Raw genomic sequence first — 17,990 nt, forward strand, 5'->3', positions numbered from 1 at the left:
TATAGGTGGCTGCGCCCATTACTCTCACCTTAAGCGATAAAAACCCAGCCTAAAGCTGGGTCTAAAAGTATATTGATAGTGACTACTAGCCAATAAAAGATAAGACTCAGTTAATGCCCAGTCAGCACTATATCAAGGGCTTATCGCTAGCAATGATGCCATTGTTGTCGGCATAGACATACATACCCGAGGTCAACGTCAAGTCACCAAAGCGAATCTCAATATCAGTCTGCCCTTCGTCACGGCGCGTGGATTTGCGCGGAATGCAGCCCAACGCTTTAACCCCAATATCCATCTGTGCCATATCGTCAACGTCACGCACACAACCGTAAACGATTACACCCGCCCAATGATTATCAATTGCAGCCTGGGCAATCATATCGCCCAATAGCGCACAGCGCATAGAGCCGCCACCATCGACCACCAGCACCTTACCCTCGCCATTGCTGTCTTTACCATCGCTATTTAGCAGTGATTTAACATAGCTATTGTCCTCAAAGCATTTTACGGTGACGATTTCACCACAGAATTTATCTTTACCACCAAAGCTATAAAAAGATTTACCTTCAATATTGGGCAAGCAAACTTGGCTATCAGGATTGGCATCTAGTAAATCGCAAGTTACAAAATTGTCTTTGGTCATCTGAGTCATCATTATCTCCTTGGTTGGCGCTTAACTGGCCTTATTATTGCTCTATTTATTGGACGGCTTGTTACTTTACGCTTAATCATTCCATTGAATGATAGCAGGGTATGGTCAGCCGCATTACCCTAACCCTTAAGTCGCCTTAGCTCATACTAAAACTTAATTTTTTACCCGCGTCATCGCTAGCATCTGCTTATTTTCTATAATAGTCACGCTAGGCGTACTCGAGGGTACGGTACGGAATTTGGCCCGTTGGTAGTGTTCATGAGCACTCATGGCCATCGCAATAGCGACCCGTTTGGCAGAAATAGGATGGATAGAGGAGGACTCTGGGACAATAGGCGAAATTAGCTTAAACATCCCTTGGCTAATGCGCTCAAGCGGACGGCCTTTATGTTTACCCAATAATAATGAGGGGCGGAAAATATTTAGACTCGCAAACCCTATCTGTTGAATAGCCGCTTCCGTCTCTGCCTTCACGCGATTATAAAAGAAGCGACTGTCCGCCTCAGCACCGAGCGCAGACAATAGGAAAAACTGCTGCACGCCTTTATCAAAGCACAACTGCGCAAAATCAACGTTGTATTGATAGTCTATCAAGCGAAAAGCCTCTTCACTGCCCGCTTGCTTTTGGGTGGTGCCTAAACAGCTAAAAGCATCCGTGCGCTGATCCAAATCTAGATTCGCAAAGATTTCTGATAAATTAGCAAAGTCATTGAGCTGATAATAATGCATGCTGGCATTCATATATCGGGGCGGCTGCCGCGCAATCACGATAACTTTTTCGTAAAGAACACTCAATTGTTTAACCAGCTGTTGGCCGACTAACCCGGTAGCTCCGATAATGATGGCTTTACGTTGCATAAGGTTTCCATAACAATAACGTAGGACAAATATGTTTAGGGACTGTGTTGAATAACCGGACCGCTTGACCCCTTGCCCTGCTAAAAATAGCATAGTTTACCCTACGTTCATATAGTGTGCACTGCGTATATCCCTAACTTCAGGTAAATTTGAGTCACAATGAGCCGAGCAATTGGCAAAATTTTCTGACCCGTATTATTGCGCAAGCTTATACGCAAAGATTATTCCACCAGCTTATAAAGCGCGATAAAAGCCGTTTACTCAGGAATTAGGGTCTGCTATTGCACCCTAATAGTAGAGTGATGAGGTTAGCGCCACCATAAAAACGCAGGATGCCTTGCCACTGCTACCAAGCACTTGGGTAAAAACATGTAAATATATTGTCCTAGGGCGATATATTTGCTAAGATATGCCGCTTTACACATCTAGCTAATAGTTGCTACTTTAAATATTCCTAAGAGCAGTTATAGTGTAGATACCCTATTTAACCTCTGATGAGCAAAACATCAAATTTCATGGTGAGCCGGCTACTCCCTTTTGATGCTTACTTGTTGAGTGTTACTTTTTAATTTATCTTTATCTGTCTTTTACCAAGGAGATTCGCGTGGCAAACTCTGCACAAGCTCGTAAACGCGCTCGTCAAAATACCCAACGTCGTCAACATTCAGCTTCACAGCGTTCAATGATCCGCACTTATTTAAAGCGTGTCAATGCAGCTATCGAAGCTAAAGACTATGATACTGCTACTACTGCTTATAACAAAGCGGTACCAGTTATCGATCGTATGGCTGACAAAGGCATTATTCATAAGAATAAAGCTGCTCGTCATAAGAGCCGTTTAAACAAAGCAATCAAAGCACTACAAGCTTAGTATTTGATTCGCTGTAGTATTAGCGCTTGCTGATACTACAAAGCCGGGGCATTTCTCTATTGGTGAGGAGTGCCCCGGCTTTTTTTATGGCTACTTTTTTATAGTTATGACTTATCGCGGTTAATGCTAATAGTTTGCTTTACCACAAGGTCTTTCGAGACCAACAGGCTTTAACTTATTACAAGTAACTTATAAATATCTTATAAATAAATCTGTGGATCAAACCCAGAGCGCTCATAAGCGGCCAATAAGGCGGCTACGGGACGCACATAAACTTGACCACGCCATAAGAAATAAGCACTAGCCTGATCAAAGGGCTTGTCATCAAACCACAGGAACACCCCTTCCATCATCTTCGGCCAATCGTTCCACTCAATCTTTGGCGCATCAAACATCACTGCCAAAAAAGCCGATAGCAGCGTATCGTGACTAACGGCTAATTTCAATTGCCCCAATTCAGGCTGATGGTGATAAAACAGCGAGAGAATATCTAAGCCACCTTGATAAGTATTTTTAGTGCCCTCTAGCTCGCCCGTCAAAAACTTATTGAGAAAATTTAGCGCCCCTATCTGCTTAAAGACCGGACTGGCAATTGCAGGTTCAGTTACCAGACTGCCCGGCTCAACCAATAATGACTGGTGTATGATGCCTCGTTGCAGCCCTGCCCCTTCTTGCATCAGCTCAGCCGTATCCAAACAGCGCCCTATAGGGCTAGAGATGCTGTCTACGTCCATAGAGTATGGTAGGTGCGATGCTAGCCAGCGTCCCCATGATTTCGCCAATACCCGCCCTTTAGGAGTCAATGGCAGCTGTTCACTAGCAAAACCATTACCATCCGAGCGCTCACGTAAGGAATGCCGCGTAAACAGCATCAGCCGTTTTTCAGCCGGCAATAGATTGACTGACGACATCATACTGGGAGGTAGATGTGACGGTGCGGGCGCAGAAGGTGGCGTAATGAGTTGATAGTCTGAATATTTGGATAAAGTCATGGCAAGCGCTGTATAAGGTTGACAATAAAAGGTTCAAATATACCGTTATAATAGTCGGCGTTAAAGCGAGACCGTGTAAGCATAATTCAGCCAGGTTTTGCTTCTTTAAGCGATATTTTGCTGTACCCCTACTATACGACAGTGACGACTTTATCCCAAGCAAACTCTAGATCGGTACTGCTAATCTCACCAGGATAAGCGCGTGGATTGACCACGACTCGGGTATTACCAACCTGATAGTCGAAAGCTTCGTGCGTATGGCCATGTACCCACAGTTGCGGCGCCCAATCTTCATGCATCCAAGCGGACAAATCACTAATGAAAGCGGCGTTGCTGGGCAGCTGAGCATACTTGTCAGAGACCGATAACGGGCTGACGCTATGATGGGTCATAACAATAGCTTTTTTATCTTGGCGCACGGTTTCTTGTAACGCCTCTTTTAGCCATCGGCGTTGCTGTTGGTGCAGTTGTATAGAAATCTCTGGCGAAAACAGGGTGTCTCCGGCACGAATCTGCTGATAATCTCGCATAAAACGCATAGCCGTTGCCATAGTGTCCTCAGTAAACTGATAGCGATAGTCTGTCCATAAGGTACAGCCTAAGATACGAAAGTCACCGATATCGAAATGCTGACATTGCATGACTTTGAGGCCTTGTTGGGTCGTAGCGTCATAATTATCCCAAGTGGCTAGCTTATCATCAAAGCTCAGCACATCCTCATCAAAGTACTCATGGTTACCTGCAATAGTCAGCACAGGCACCTCAAGCCGCTTTGCTTGCGCCTGTAACCAGCGCATCCCTTGGTCACTATTGGCCGTATCACCGGCCACAAAAACAATATCGGCGTCGGTCTTAGGTATCTCACCTATAAACTCTTTACGGCGGGCATAAGTATCTATGTGTAAATCACTTACTATCTGAATTCGCATATGGATCTTCATCTAAACAAACAGCTTTAAAGGAATAAAATAGCGACTCACCCTGTCTTTGGTAAGCCCATTCTAACTAACGTTCAGCCTCAAGTCTGAACAGGCCTTAGTGTATCATTGATTGATTTGACATAAAAAAAAGACAACGATAAGTTGTCTTTTTTATTAAATATTTAGCATCAATACGAAGAGCTAAATATTGGGTAGCACCTATTAAACCAGCATGCGCTATTAATGGGTACAGCCGTCAAGTATCATTTTTAACTTCTCTACAGGATTGGCCGCCGTGGTAATAGAACGACCAATGACGAGATAATCGGCGCCATTACTTAGCGCCTCTGCTGGCGTGCAAATCCGCTTTTGGTCGTCTTGGCTGTCCTCTAATAAGCGAATGCCGGGCGTCACCAGTTTAAAGTCTGCACCGCAAGCGGTTTTTAAAGCACTGGCTTCTTGTGCTGAACATACTACCCCATCTAAACCCGCTTGATGGGTTAACTTCGCTAAGCGGAGTACCTGCGCATCGACCTCTGCGACCATACCTATCTGTTGCAAGGTATCTGCCGTCATAGAGGTTAATACCGTCACAGCTATCAAGAGCGTGTCATGGCCATTATCTAACAAGCGCTGCTTAGCCAATGCCATGGCATCCAACCCTATACTAGCGTGTACATTCACCATCCATACCCCCATATCAGCCGCAGCTAAAACAGCCTGTGCCGTGGTATTGGGAATATCATGGAACTTCAAGTCTAAAAAGACCTCAAAGCCTCTTTGCTGCAGGGCATCGACGATACTGGGACCGCAGCGAGTAAATAACTCTTTACCCACCTTCACACGGCATAAACTGGGGTCTAAAGTATCGGCTAAGGCCAAAGCAGAAGCCATATCCGGCTTGTCGATAGCGACAACGATTGGCGAGGTAACAAGAGTAGTACTAGAAGATGCAGTAGTCATAAATAGGGTATCAGCTTGCTTATTAGAGGATTGCTTAAAGGACGAATGACAAAAGAGAGTCCTGCAACTGAGTCAGCTGTAGGCTCGCCCATATTATACGAACTCGCCTAGCTAAATAGCAATAAGAGAAGCAGCGCTTAAAACTTTTCTACCCGACTTGGCGCGTCTACATGCGGAGATAAACCTGCCACTTCATTGATAGTGGGCGCATTAGCTTGACGATCAATGGCGATATTGGCTTGCTTAAGCTGCTCTTGCAACGCTCTATTTTCTTTATTTAAGCGGCTAATTTCCCACTTATTCTGCAATACGCGGAATAACAATAGAGCCAATAGCATACCAATGACGACGCCTAGTATTAGGCAAATAATAAGCAATAGCCCTAGGTTCATCGCAGGCGCTTGCGAGAAGATAAGGTTGACCCCCACTTCCGTATTATTTGCTAGTACCAACCCTAGTGAATACGCAAACACTAAGAACAACAATATGATTAAAATAACGCGCATATAAGACTTCCTTCGATTAAAATTTTGTTCACTTTACAGGATAATTTTTAGCTTGGATAGTTGCTAAGTGCAAATAATGACTAAAGACCAATGTTGAGTCGCAAGCTATTCCCTATCTACTATCCGCTTTCTAGCTTAGAGCTATCCCCGCTAGCATAAAGCAAGTGTTAAACATTCAGTATTATCTGTCAAGCCATAGCACAAGCTTAATATAGAGCTTGAGTGCTAATACTCTGTCATCCTAACGTAAAAAACTGGCCTTAATGCTAAAGCCAGTCTTCTTAGAAATTCAAATACCGTTTTTCATGGTTACTGGTGCAATGTTCATGCTTTTGTAGCCACGAGCGTGCTTGTAACCGTAGTCCTGCTAGTAGCCATCACTACCATAACTCCACACTATCAACCTATGTGGGCTGTCATCCGTTCCGTATCAAACCACTAATGCGTAGTTTAGATATCCGCGTTTTCATTAACAGCTTCACGCAATGCTTTACCGGGTTTAAAGTGGGGTATAGCTTTAGCCGGAACCTCTACACTTTCACCCGTTTTAGGGTTACGGCCTATTCTGGCTTGACGATGGTGTAAACAGAAGCTGCCAAAACCTCTGATTTCTACTCGACCATCATTGACTAAGGTATCAACCATTAGCGATAAAATGTGCCTGACTGCTTCATCAACAGCCGAGTCAGTTATATCATCGCAAGTCGATCCCAAGTTACCAATAAAATCTGACTTGTTAATTACTTGATGCATAATTTGTTTACCTTTTAGACAGTCATTGAAGTTAAACGAAGCTCTACTCTAAAACTTATCAACTTTCACGTTGCTTAAAAGCCTATGAGCAACCTGTTACATTAAACACCGTTAAGATTAATTTATCTTAACAATATCAAAGGCAGCTTTTAACCGATAAAAGGTACAATCCTTGACCAATCCTAAGGTTAGTACCTTTATAAAGTTATGATAACGTAGTTTTACTAAAAAGTGAATAGTTAATATAACCTTACTAATAGCAAGGATAATAGAAAAATCTCTTTATTTTATTAGCAAAAACCGTTTAGTCTTCATAAACTGACGCTTTCTTAAATCATGATAAAATTATTTAAATTACATAGGCTAACGTTCAAATTAGCTGGAGTGAGTTTACAGTGGTTCATCGAAAAATGACATGATAAATCGATAAAAGCATAACAATAGGTGATATAAAAACAATATAGGTATAATTTGGGCTGAATAAGGCTAGCCATACTGGCTTAGCACACTTAGTAATCAGTAATTAGCTAAATCCCTAACCTAACTAACATAAGTTACAGACAGCAAAAAAGGGAGCGACCGAAGTCACTCCCTTTCTGTTTAGTGCTGCTAGCCACCCTAAGGAGGCATAAGCGCTAAAGCAATAGTTACTGCATTTGCTCTTTGATCAAGTCACCGATAGTTTTCGGTTGCGCTTCAGTACCAGGAGCAGCAGTAGTAGTGCTACCTAGGTCTTTAATCGCTTGACGCTCTTCAGCTTCGTCTTTCGCTTTGATAGACAGGCTGATGTTACGTGACTTACGATCAACGCTGATGATTTTCGCTTCAACATCATCACCTTCGTTTAAGTGCTTAGTAGCATCTTCAACTTTATCGCGTTGGATTTCAGAAGCGCGTAAGTAGCCTTCAACTTCGTCAGCTAGTACGATTACCGCACCTTTAGCGTCAACTTCTTTCACTTTACCATTTACGATGCTACCACGGTCATTGTTGACTAGGTATTCGTTGAATGGATCAGAGCTTAGCTGTTTCACGCCTAGGCTGATACGGTTGGCTTCGGCGTCTACAGACAATACCATAGCTTCTACAGTGTCGCCTTTGTTGTAGTTACGGATAGCGTCTTCGCCCGTCTCATTCCAAGAGATATCAGACAGATGCACTAGACCATCAATACCGCCGTCTAGGCCGATGAAGATACCAAAGTCAGTGATTGACTTGATAGTACCGGTGATCTTATCGCCGCGCTCATGGTTCTTATCGAACTCATCCCATGGGTTAGCTAGCGTCTGTTTGATACCTAAGCTGATACGACGACGTTCTTCGTCGATATCAAGAATCATAACGTCAACTTCGTCGCCCACTTGAACAACTTTAGATGGGTGGATGTTTTTGTTCGTGTGATCCATTTCTGAAACGTGAACTAGACCTTCGATACCTTCAGCGATTTCAGCAAAGCAACCGTAGTCAGTCAAGTTAGTAACACGCGCTTGTACGATGCTACCCACTGGGTAAGTACCGCCAACGTTGTCCCAAGGATCAGTACCAAGTTGCTTAAGACCTAGGCTGACGCGGTTACGCTCACGGTCAAACTTAAGGACTTTAACTTTAAGGTCTTGACCCACTTCAACGACTTCAGATGGGTGCTTAATACGGCGCCATGCCATATCAGTGATGTGCAATAGACCATCAATACCACCTAGGTCAACGAATGCGCCGTAATCAGTTAGGTTCTTAACGATACCTTCGATTTCGATGCCTTCTTCAAGCTTGTTCAACAGCTCTTCGCGCTCAGCTGAGTTTTCGGCTTCCATGACGGCACGACGGCTAACAACGACGTTGTTACGCTTTTGATCAAGTTTAATAACTTTAAACTCAAGCTCTTTGCCTTCAAGGTGCGTAGTGTCACGGATAGGACGCACATCTACCAATGAACCTGGCAAGAACGCACGGACAGAACCGATATCTACAGTGAAACCGCCTTTAACTTTGTTTGAGATTAAGCCAGTTACGACTTCGTCATTTTCAAAGATTTTTTCTAGAGCGTTCCAAGTTTCAACACGTTTCGCTTTTTCACGAGATAGCAAGGTTTGACCCATGCCATTATCGACGGCTTCAACTACCACGTCGACGTTATCGCCAACTTCTACTTCAAGCTCGCCTTCTTCGCTTAGAAATTCTTCGCGAGCGACAATGCCTTCAGATTTCAGACCGGTATCTACAGTGATCCAATCATTGTCGATAGCGACAACAGCACCTGTGATGACTGAGCCACGCTCAATATCAAGACCCTGTTCTTCTAGGCTCGCTTCAAATAGTTCAGCAAATGATTCCATTATGTCTACCTTTGTATAGCCGTAGCCTGTCCAGCACAGTACGGATCAAATTAATGCCATCAGCAGAAATACGCTGGTTTTCACTCCGTCGATGACATGTTTAAAATTGGGTGTTGCTAGTAATATCGTGTCTTACAAATAATACTTAATGACGGCTAAATTCTTTATATCGGACTAAGTATCAACCTAGGCCTTAAAACAAATACCCTTGGCTTGGCAATGCGCCTTAATAGCCTCGTATACTTGCTTGGCCGTCAATACGGAGCTGTCTAATAGTAACGCATCTTCTGCCGGCTTTGATGGTGACGCTGAGCGAGTCTCATCACGAATATCACGCTCTTGAATCGTGGCTAAGATCGCCTCGTAATCTGCTGTCTCACCCGCTTGCTCTAGTTGAGTCACGCGTCTTTGCGCTCGCGACTCACTGCTGGCGGTCAAAAATACTTTTGCGTCTGCATCTGGGAAAACTACCGTGCCCATATCGCGACCATCGGCAATAACACCGGAATGTTCAGCCATCTCTTGCTGCAATTGCAACAAAGCTTGACGAACTTTAGGGAATACCGCTACTTTTGAGGCGTACCCACCCACTGTTTCGTTGCGGATATCCTTGCCTATCAATGCCCCATCAATCAGGATATCGACATTGCCTGTGGCCTCATTCGGCTGAAAGCTAATGCTAAGCTTTTGCGTCAACGCCGTAATAGCGTCTTCATCTAATACTTCATGGGCCAATAACCCAGCTTCAAAAGCCTTTAGCCCCACTATGCGGTATAAAGCACCAGAGTCTAACAATTGATAGTCTAGCTCTTTGGCCAATCGCCAAGCTGCCGTACCTTTACCTGCGCCACTCGGGCCATCAATCGTAATCACAGGGTAACGCGGGGTTGTAGGCGTAGCAATAGCGGCGTTATCTGGCGTCATAGTTTAATTACTTAAAATTTTAGTTACTTAAAATATAGTTGCTTAATAATTCAATTATTTGTGGCTTATGTGCTTATGAATAGCAGGCTACACTTAATAAAAAGTTACCACCAAATATCGGCTAGCAAATGCACATTATCGGATTGAATTTCAATTAAAAGTCGCTATACCAGCGTATTTTCAAATTAATTCAAAACTAAATTCGCAAGATGATATCAAAGCTAAATAGGGCAATATTATAGCAAAAATTATCCCCCTTCTCTAGTCATGATTACATATATTTGTAATCAGCTTTCACTAATTTCATTTTGGCTTAGCGCTTATATTTAAAGGGCTAAAACCTAGCGAAATAACGGCATAATACGGTCATTTTTGAATAGTTTATTCATTTTTTACGAGCACGGCGCTGCTTAAAAAAAGTCTTAAGCATCTGACTGCTTTGCTCGGCTAATAAGCCACCATGTACCTGAATCTTATGGTTATAGAAATCTTGCGATGATAAATCCAACTGACTGCCCAACATACCTGCTCGCGGTTCTCTAGTCGCATATACTAAGCGATGAAGTCGCGCATGAATTAACGCTCCAATACACATGGTACAAGGCTCTAAAGTCACGTATAGCGTGGTGCCAAGCGGTAGTCGGTAATTCTCTAGCTGCTGACAGGCCGCGCGTACAGTAACAATTTCAGCATGACAGGTCGGATCACTTTGGGTAATAGGTTGATTAAAGCCCTGCCCTATTATTTGGCCCTCATGGACCAGAATAGCACCTACAGGTACTTCGCCTAGCTCACTACCTTGCAGCGCTAATGCTAACGCCACTTGCATCCACTGCACATCTTGCGACGGCCAAAAGTGATTATCTGCTGCAGGCTGGTCTTGTAAAGCATTGCTAACCTGCCGAAAAGGAAGCTTCTGTGACGTCCCTTCTGGCTTTGCTACCTTACTAATCTTACGCTCAACACTCGCACATGAGCAAGAATTATTCATTATAGTCATCGTCATAGTTATTAAAATTGCTCAATAAGGCCTGGCTTAGCTTAACGACAAACAAGCGTTATTGCGGTAGCTGCCAGTCAATAGGGGCTTTACCATACTGCTCCAGATAGTCATTGGCTTTCGAAAAGGGCTTACTACCAAAAAAACCACCGCGGTTGGCAGCTAGTGGCGACGGATGCACCGCCGTCAATATCAAATGGCGGTTGGTATCAATAAACTTACCCTTACTTTTGGCCTTACTGCCCCACAAAATAAACACGGTATGGTTGGTCTGCTCATTGATGACATCGATAACCGCATCGGTGAACTGCTCCCAACCTTTGTTTTGATGACTGTTGGCCTCGCCCGCTTCTACCGATAAAGAAGCATTAAGCAGCAAAACTCCTTGCTGTGCCCAATGGGTTAAATCACCATGAGCTGAATACTGGGTACCAATATCTGTCGCCATTTCTTTGAGCAGATTATTTAGGGATGGCGGCTTTGGGATGGTCTTAGGTACGGAGAAAGACAGACCCATCGCTTGCCCCGGACCATGGTAAGGGTCTTGCCCTAAGATGACCACTTTGACTTGGGATAATGGTGTCAAATCAAAAGCATTAAACATGAGCGGCGCTGGGGGATAAATAGTTTTACCCGCTTGATACTCTTGTCTTAAAAAATCTCGGAGCTGGTCCATATTATCACTGGTCAGCTCATCAGCTAACGCTGCCTTCCAATCTTCAGGCATACGCACTTTAGCCAAGATAGCTTCTTTGTCAGCAGCCGTCTTTTGCGAGCTCGCTGCATCGTCAAATAATTCCATAATTTATCCTAGATTAATGCTTATCAGTATTAGTCATACAAAACTAGTTATACAAAAATATTGTTTGAGTTGATGAAGAGTATGCCAAAAAAACGGCTACCGAAGTAACCGTTTATGGTAAATAGCGCTCAATTAGAACTACAGTTTCCAAAACCACTCATCATAATGAAACGTTTAAAGCAGTGCTGTGACAAGATAGGCTAGCCTTAATAATAGCCTTCATCTAGATGCGCTAGAGACTAGCTCGGTAACGATTCTGAATGGTCGCCATTACGCGAACCATGAGTTTCAACCACCGTCAGCAGGATTTCACGGTTTTTCACAGCCGCTTTATCCCAAGGCTTATCCTCGCTGTCTGCAGCCTTATCGATATTTACCTTCAGACTCTCGTCCTCTGCGGCATCCTCTTTGGTCTGCAGCGTGACATGCACCGTCCCGCCATCTGCCAAATCACCAAACAAAATCATACTCGCTAGCGGCTTTTTGATTTCGTCTTGGATAAGACGCTGCATAGGACGTGCCCCCATGAGGCGGTCATAGCCTTTGGCGGCTAAGTAATCGCGCACTTCGTCATCAATCTCTAGCATGACTTGCTTATCATCCAACTGCGCTTGCAACTCAACTAAGAACTTATCAACGACAGAGACCACCACTGAAGGATCTAACGGGTTGAATTGGATAATCGCGTCCAAACGGTTGCGGAATTCAGGGGTAAAGACGCGGTTGAGCGACTCCGTATTGTCCCTGCTATGGTCTTGGTGCGTGAAGCCCATAGACGAGCGGCTCATACTTTCTGCCCCAACGTTGGTGGTCATAATCACAATGACCTGCTTAAAGCTAGAGGTACGGCCGTTGTTGTCCGTCAAGCTACCATGATCCATGACTTGCAACAACAAGTTAAACACATCGGGATGCGCTTTTTCGATTTCATCTAACAATAATACGCAATGCGGGAACTGATTAATCTTTTCAGTTAATAACCCACCTTGGTCAAAACCAACATAGCCCGGTGGCGCCCCGATAAGTCGAGAGGCGGTATGCGCTTCCATATACTCGGACATATCAAAACGTACGAGTTCGACCCCTAACAGGTTGGCCAACTGACGGGAGACTTCCGTTTTACCTACCCCCGTTGGACCTGCAAACATAAACGACCCAATAGGCTTATCTGGAGACTTCAGACCGGCACGCGACAGTTTGATAGCGTCCGCTAAAGTACTGATGGCTTCGTCTTGACCAAACACCAGACGTTTTAAATCACGGTCTAAATGCTGCAGCAATGACTTGTCATCATTGGAGACCGACTTGGGTGGAATACGCGCCAATTTAGCGATAATAGCTTCAATATCGGCCACATCGATGATCGTAGCTGGCGGCTTAGTATCTTTATCTTGTGCAGACTCAGCTTTGCTAATCGATCTATAAACATCAGACTTACTAGAAGCCGCTTGATGCATAGCTGCGTCTTCTTCTTCCGCGGCTAACTCATCCGCTTCTTCATCTGACAATTCCGCAAAGTCATAAGTGCTGACAGCATCGTTATCAGTCTCTTCTTCTAAAGTCGCCAACAGCTCATCTTCAGCGTCCACATCTTGCGGGTCAGGCGTAATCCCTAAGCGTTTATAAGCCCCTGCTTCATCGATTACGTCGATAGCTTTGTCGGGTAAGAAACGCTCATGAATGTGCTTGGCAGAAAGCGTAACTGCTGTCACTAACGCAGCATCGGTATAAGAGACATTATGGAACTCTTCATAGCGAGGTTTTAGCCCGCGTAAGATATCGATGCTGTCTTCAACACTCGGCTCTTTGACATCAATTTTTTGGAAACGTCTGGCCAATGCATGATCTTTTTCAAACACTTGACGATATTCGCTAAAGGTGGTCGAACCAATACAGCGCAGCTCACCATTGGCCAACGCAGGCTTGATGAGGTTAGACACATCCATATTGCTGCTCATCGACGAGCCGGCACCAATAATCATGTGAATCTCATCGATAAACAAGATAGCATTGGGCTTTTTCTTTAGCGCATCTAACAGGCCTTTCATACGTTTTTCGAAGTCACCCCGGTATTTAGTACCGGCAATCAACGAGCCTATATCTAAGCTATAGATAACGCAGCCATTCAGCGGTTTTGGGGCTTTATTATTAATAATTAACCAAGCCAATCCTTCAGCGATGGAAGTTTTCCCCACCCCCGGATCACCCACTAATAGCGGGTTGTTTTTACGGCGGCGACACAGTACTTGTGCCGTACGCTCAATCTCGCTAGCCCGACCAATAAGGGGATCAGTTTTGCCTTCTGCCGCTCGTTTATTGAGGTTGGTGGCAAATTCGACTAGGGGGTCTTTGCTGGTCTTTTCAGAGCGGCTGTCTGCAGAGGCTGATGATTTTGCGCCACTGTCTTCGCCTTTGTCTTGACCGTGCGATAAGTACTGGGTCAATTCTAGACGGCTAACGCCCTGCTTTTTCAGCAAGTATACCGCATAGGTATCATGCTCAGAGAACATGGAGACTAAGATATCTGACCCTTCTACTAGACGACCGCCGCCAATAGACTGCACGTGAAAAATAGCGCGCTGTAAGATGCGGTCAAAGCTTTGGGTAGGCTGAGGAGATTGCTCAACGTCTTCATCCAGCGTCGGCGTGTGCTTATCAATATAAGCTTCAAGTTCTGAGCGCAATGTGGCAATCTCGCCGCCGCAAGCCTTGAGGGTAGTCGCCGCATGATTGTTCTCAAGCAGCGCCAGTAATAGGTGCTCTACCGTGAGGTACTCATGAGACTTTTGACGAGCTAGGGTCATTGCTAGGCGTAAAGAGACTTCTAAATGACGACTTAACATATATGTATCCTACGGTTTTATCTGGTCGCGGCTATTATTACTATAGCCTAATCGGTTTTTGGGTACCATGACAATTATATGACGTAGGCGGACTTAGCCATTCCTTTAAGGCGCCAATATAAAACACGCCTAAAGACTAATCTGCCTTGAATAAAGCTGACTGCATGACTCAGCTTAACGGATTTTGTGGTGAATATGAAACAACAAACTGAATATTTAGTTGTGCAAGTGTGGCTGATCCATAATGAATGGTGACTAGTAGCATTAAATAATGCTCAGGCTATGGCGCCACTACCAGTCTTAAATAAGGTTGGTGGAAGGTAAAATCAAGAGGGGCTATTGAATCGCTACAAACAAACTTTTTTGCGTAAGAATAATAAGTAGTAGGCCAGAAATTGGCTCAGCTTAGTATATGAGGGGTAGGCGTAAAAAAACAATAGCTAACCACAAGACTCTAGCACCCTAGCCCATAGCCCATAGCCCATAGCCCATAGCCCATAGCCCATAGCGTACAAATAAATCAGCCATAAAAATAGCCCCGTGAGACGATCATACCTCAAGCGGGGCTATCAAAGATTGGTAGGCCTATTTTAGCGCAGCAGCAACTATTCGCCTTGGTGCGGTTCAATCTGCGTGAGTAAAGGATAGCCTTCACGATGCGCTAAACTGTTCACTTTTTTAGCTTTAGTTTCTGCGATATCTTTTGGATAGATACCAGCGATACCTTTACCTGAGTTATGGATACTCAGCATTATCTCTACGGCTGAATCCGTATTGTGCTTAAACTCAGACTGCAGCACATAAACGACAAACTCCATTGGCGTATAGTTGTCGTTATACATCACCACCGCATACATAGGCGGCTTGGCAATCTCAGGCTCTGCTACCAGCACATCGGCTTGTGGATTCTGCTCAGGATCGTGCTCATCTTGGGCACGCGGGCTGACTGGCTTATTGGGATAATGCCAGTCTAATCTTGGAGATAAACTCGATAATTTATTTAAAGTCATAAGGATAAAGGTAGTCACTTTGGCTGATGAATAACCCTGCAAACTATAGAGTGCAGGTGCTATTGACACCTAAGTAGACCTCCTATGCGCTGACAGGCGGGAGCTACTTAAAGGCTAAGAGGGTAGTAATAAAAAGAGTGTCTGACCCGAGTAGGGTCAGTACTTCACGGTTTAAATTAACAGGTAGGCTATTCTGGCTCGACTGGATTTTCATCCACTTCGGGCAGCTCTTCTAGGGACAAAGGCATATTTTCGATACTCTTGCCCAAGCTCCAATTGTAAATTTGTTCGACACTTTGACCGTTCGATTTTAGATTGAGCTTTACTTGTAGCGGTTTAAAGCCGTCGGGCATCATAAAGCGACCACGAATACGGGCTACGCCATTAATATCATAGCGCTTAGGCTCTAAAGGCACTTCGACTAAACTGTCATCGTTCAGTAGCGTCAAGGTCGGCGTCAAAGTCTTTGAGCTGCCATCACGACTCACCATGGCCACATCAAAACGATACTCAAACGCTTGCTCAGGTAACGGCTCAATCTTGGCGCCTATGACCGCTAAAGGCATACCGCCTTTTTCCGCAATAAAATCAGTAAATACGTCATTCACTTGGGTTAATTGACGATTATCGACTTTTAGGCTCTCATCAATGCGGCGGAGCTCATCAAGATTGGTCAAACTAATGGCCAACTCTTGCTTGGCCGTGGCCACATCATTACTCAAGATTTCATTTTTGCGCTTTAGCTCTTTGACTTGCTCAGTGGTCAGTGCTTCGCCATCCGTATTCTTATTTAGCTCTGACTGCGAGGAGTGATAGCCTCGTTGATAGCCTATCTTTTGTCCAAACAATAAGGCCACAAGTGCGGTGGCAATCATGGCTACTACAAACAAAACCAGCATGCCATTAGCCGAGCCTAATTGGCGATTTTTGCGGCCATGAGATGGCTTAGTTTTGTCTTCGTGAGTCTGTGTCATATCACTCATTTCTGTCGTCATTTCAGTGGATGTGGGCAAGCTTGCTAACCGATGCTTACCTTGCTCTGTGACAAGCCGCCTATAGATTCAGGGGGCATCCACATCAGGAGCAGCGTATAACCGGCAGCATTATATAAGTTAAGAACGCCGTATTATAACGGAAAACCTGAGCAATACCTAACTTACTTAAATTTTGCTTATATGAGCTAGCAACGCCTATTATATCTAGGGTTGCCAAGGATTTACAAAAAGTAATCTGCTCTAAAAACCTTGGGTTACCTGCGTAATAATTGGTTAATAAAAGCTAGAAAATAGCAAATTTATTAAGATGAAATCCTGGTTTTATCGGACAACACTACCCTGTAGAAAACAACATTAGTCTTTAGAAAACAGCCCTAACCCCTAGAAAAAATAGTCTCTAGGGAGCATTGCTAAGTGCTAAGGTCAACCCATACTCCTTAATCACTCTCAATGCTGTTTAAGGGAAAAAAGTGCTGTTTAAGGAACCACAGGTATGTGCGATAAGCCCAAATATTCCTCAATGCCTAATACGACATTCATGCTTTGTACCGCCTGACCTGCAGCGCCTTTTACCAAGTTATCTTGGGTTACCAAAATAGTGAGTTCGTGGCGGTCATTATTTTGATAAATCGCTATTCTCAAAAAGTTGCTAGCACGCACGCTGCGTGAATCGGGATACAGTCCTGCTGGTAAAATGTCGACAAATACTTCATCTGCATAGCACGCTTCAAACTGTTGCTGCCAATCGATAGCGCAGCCCGCTTCCGTCAACTCTAGGTGAATGGTCGAAAACATACCCCGAATCATAGGCACGAGATGCGGGACGAAACGTATACGTTGGGTGTGTTTACTGGCTAATAGCACCTCAACACCCTGCTCTATCTCTGGTAAATGACGATGTCCGGTCACCCCATAAGCCTTAAAATTATCAGCAGCTTCCGCAAAGTTGAGACTGATATCTGCTTTGCGGCCAGCCCCAGATACACCAGATTTCGCATCGATAATAATGCGCTCATCAACTAGACGCTCAGCCGCCTTATTTTGCTGCTCGATGATGGGCTTAAGGCCCAAAATAGCGGTAGTAGGATAGCAACCTGGATTACCAACGATGTTGGCAGTCTTCAAGGCTTCACGCGTGACTTCCGGCAGCCCATAAACCGCCTCTTTTAGCAACTCTGGGCAGGCATGTTCGTGCTTATACCAGGCTTCAAAGTCTTGTAGCGACTGCAAGCGAAAGTCAGCGGCCAAATCGATGACCTTAGCACCGGCTTTGGTAAGGCGCTGCGCATGTTGCATCGCTACCCCGTGCGGCGTGGCAAAAAATACCACATCGCATTTCTCAAGCTCGCTAAACGTCGCTTCATCCATATCGCTAAATACTAGGTTGGAGACGCCTCGTAAGCTAGGAAAGACTTCATCAGCGCGAGTCCCTGCTTGGCTGCGCGAGGTCAGTAAATCGACTGAGACCTTAGGGTGGTCAGACAATAAGCGAATAAGCTCGACACCGGTGTAACCTGTGCCGCCAACGATGGCTGCTGAAAACATAATTAGTCCTGTTTATCTAGAGT

At 44.6% G+C, this 17,990-nt stretch carries 16 protein-coding genes; 1 reads left to right on the top strand and 15 read right to left on the bottom strand.

The features are described 5' to 3' along the window. Positions 1–127: 127 nt before the first annotated feature. Together rraA and ACZ2XM_RS09265 are read right to left on the bottom strand one after the other, a co-directional pair. Positions 128–652 carry a ribonuclease E activity regulator RraA gene (rraA, locus tag ACZ2XM_RS09260; protein ID WP_490588250.1) on the bottom strand — a complete coding sequence of 175 codons (525 nt, stop codon included), beginning with the start codon at positions 650–652 and terminating at the stop codon, positions 128–130. Positions 653–805: 153 nt separating this feature from the next. Further along, entirely contained in the window at positions 806–1,510 is a 705-nt protein-coding gene (locus tag ACZ2XM_RS09265; protein WP_490588251.1) for an NAD-dependent epimerase/dehydratase family protein, read from the bottom strand. 604 nt (positions 1,511–2,114) lie between these two features. Here ACZ2XM_RS09265 and rpsT point away from each other — a divergent pair. Then, positions 2,115–2,381: a 30S ribosomal protein S20 gene (rpsT, locus tag ACZ2XM_RS09270; RefSeq protein WP_490588252.1), complete on the top strand. Its 267-nt coding sequence runs from the start codon at positions 2,115–2,117 to the stop codon at positions 2,379–2,381. A gap of 200 nt (positions 2,382–2,581) precedes the next feature. On the opposite strand, the gene ACZ2XM_RS09275 is transcribed toward rpsT, so the two are convergent. The 13 genes from ACZ2XM_RS09275 to argC all read right to left on the bottom strand — a co-directional run bounded on the left by ACZ2XM_RS09275 (position 2,582) and on the right by argC (position 17,967). After that, positions 2,582–3,373 carry a histidine phosphatase family protein gene (locus ACZ2XM_RS09275; RefSeq protein ID WP_490588253.1) on the bottom strand — a complete coding sequence of 264 codons (792 nt, stop codon included), beginning with the start codon at positions 3,371–3,373 and terminating at the stop codon, positions 2,582–2,584. 131 nt (positions 3,374–3,504) lie between these two features. Further along, a complete protein-coding gene (locus tag ACZ2XM_RS09280) occupies positions 3,505–4,302 on the bottom strand; it encodes a metallophosphoesterase (RefSeq protein WP_490588254.1) in 798 nt (265 codons plus the stop codon). A 231-nt stretch (positions 4,303–4,533) separates the two neighbouring features. Further along, on the bottom strand, positions 4,534–5,256 hold the full coding sequence (gene pyrF, locus ACZ2XM_RS09285) for an orotidine-5'-phosphate decarboxylase (RefSeq protein WP_490588255.1): 723 nt from the start codon (positions 5,254–5,256) through the stop codon (positions 4,534–4,536). A 137-nt stretch (positions 5,257–5,393) separates the two neighbouring features. After that, positions 5,394–5,762, bottom strand: a complete 369-nt coding sequence (locus ACZ2XM_RS09290; protein ID WP_490588256.1) for a lipopolysaccharide assembly protein LapA domain-containing protein — start codon at positions 5,760–5,762, stop codon at positions 5,394–5,396. 450 nt (positions 5,763–6,212) lie between these two features. Then, entirely contained in the window at positions 6,213–6,515 is a 303-nt protein-coding gene (locus ACZ2XM_RS09295; protein WP_490588257.1) for an integration host factor subunit beta, read from the bottom strand. Positions 6,516–7,162: 647 nt separating this feature from the next. Further along, entirely contained in the window at positions 7,163–8,848 is a 1,686-nt protein-coding gene (gene rpsA / locus ACZ2XM_RS09300; RefSeq protein ID WP_490588258.1) for a 30S ribosomal protein S1, read from the bottom strand. Between the two features lie 186 nt (positions 8,849–9,034). Beyond that, positions 9,035–9,772 carry a (d)CMP kinase gene (cmk, locus tag ACZ2XM_RS09305; RefSeq protein WP_490588259.1) on the bottom strand — a complete coding sequence of 246 codons (738 nt, stop codon included), beginning with the start codon at positions 9,770–9,772 and terminating at the stop codon, positions 9,035–9,037. 385 nt (positions 9,773–10,157) lie between these two features. After that, positions 10,158–10,763 (bottom strand): tRNA adenosine(34) deaminase TadA, encoded by a 606-nt coding sequence (gene tadA, locus ACZ2XM_RS09310; protein ID WP_490588260.1) that lies wholly within the window; start codon positions 10,761–10,763, stop codon positions 10,158–10,160. Between the two features lie 67 nt (positions 10,764–10,830). Next, positions 10,831–11,574 carry a uracil-DNA glycosylase gene (gene ung, locus ACZ2XM_RS09315; protein WP_490588261.1) on the bottom strand — a complete coding sequence of 248 codons (744 nt, stop codon included), beginning with the start codon at positions 11,572–11,574 and terminating at the stop codon, positions 10,831–10,833. Positions 11,575–11,813: 239 nt separating this feature from the next. Then, a complete protein-coding gene (clpA, locus tag ACZ2XM_RS09320) occupies positions 11,814–14,417 on the bottom strand; it encodes an ATP-dependent Clp protease ATP-binding subunit ClpA (protein ID WP_490588262.1) in 2,604 nt (867 codons plus the stop codon). A gap of 605 nt (positions 14,418–15,022) precedes the next feature. Then, positions 15,023–15,427 carry an ATP-dependent Clp protease adaptor ClpS gene (locus ACZ2XM_RS09325; protein WP_490588539.1) on the bottom strand — a complete coding sequence of 135 codons (405 nt, stop codon included), beginning with the start codon at positions 15,425–15,427 and terminating at the stop codon, positions 15,023–15,025. A gap of 188 nt (positions 15,428–15,615) precedes the next feature. After that, positions 15,616–16,401, bottom strand: coding sequence for a hypothetical protein (locus ACZ2XM_RS09330; protein ID WP_490588263.1), 786 nt, complete (start codon positions 16,399–16,401; stop codon positions 15,616–15,618). A 498-nt stretch (positions 16,402–16,899) separates the two neighbouring features. Continuing rightward, positions 16,900–17,967 carry an N-acetyl-gamma-glutamyl-phosphate reductase gene (gene argC / locus ACZ2XM_RS09335; protein ID WP_490588264.1) on the bottom strand — a complete coding sequence of 356 codons (1,068 nt, stop codon included), beginning with the start codon at positions 17,965–17,967 and terminating at the stop codon, positions 16,900–16,902. Between the last annotated feature and the right edge of the window lie 23 nt (positions 17,968–17,990).

Source organism: Psychrobacter sp. CoH-33_TS_01, from assembly GCF_058189395.1.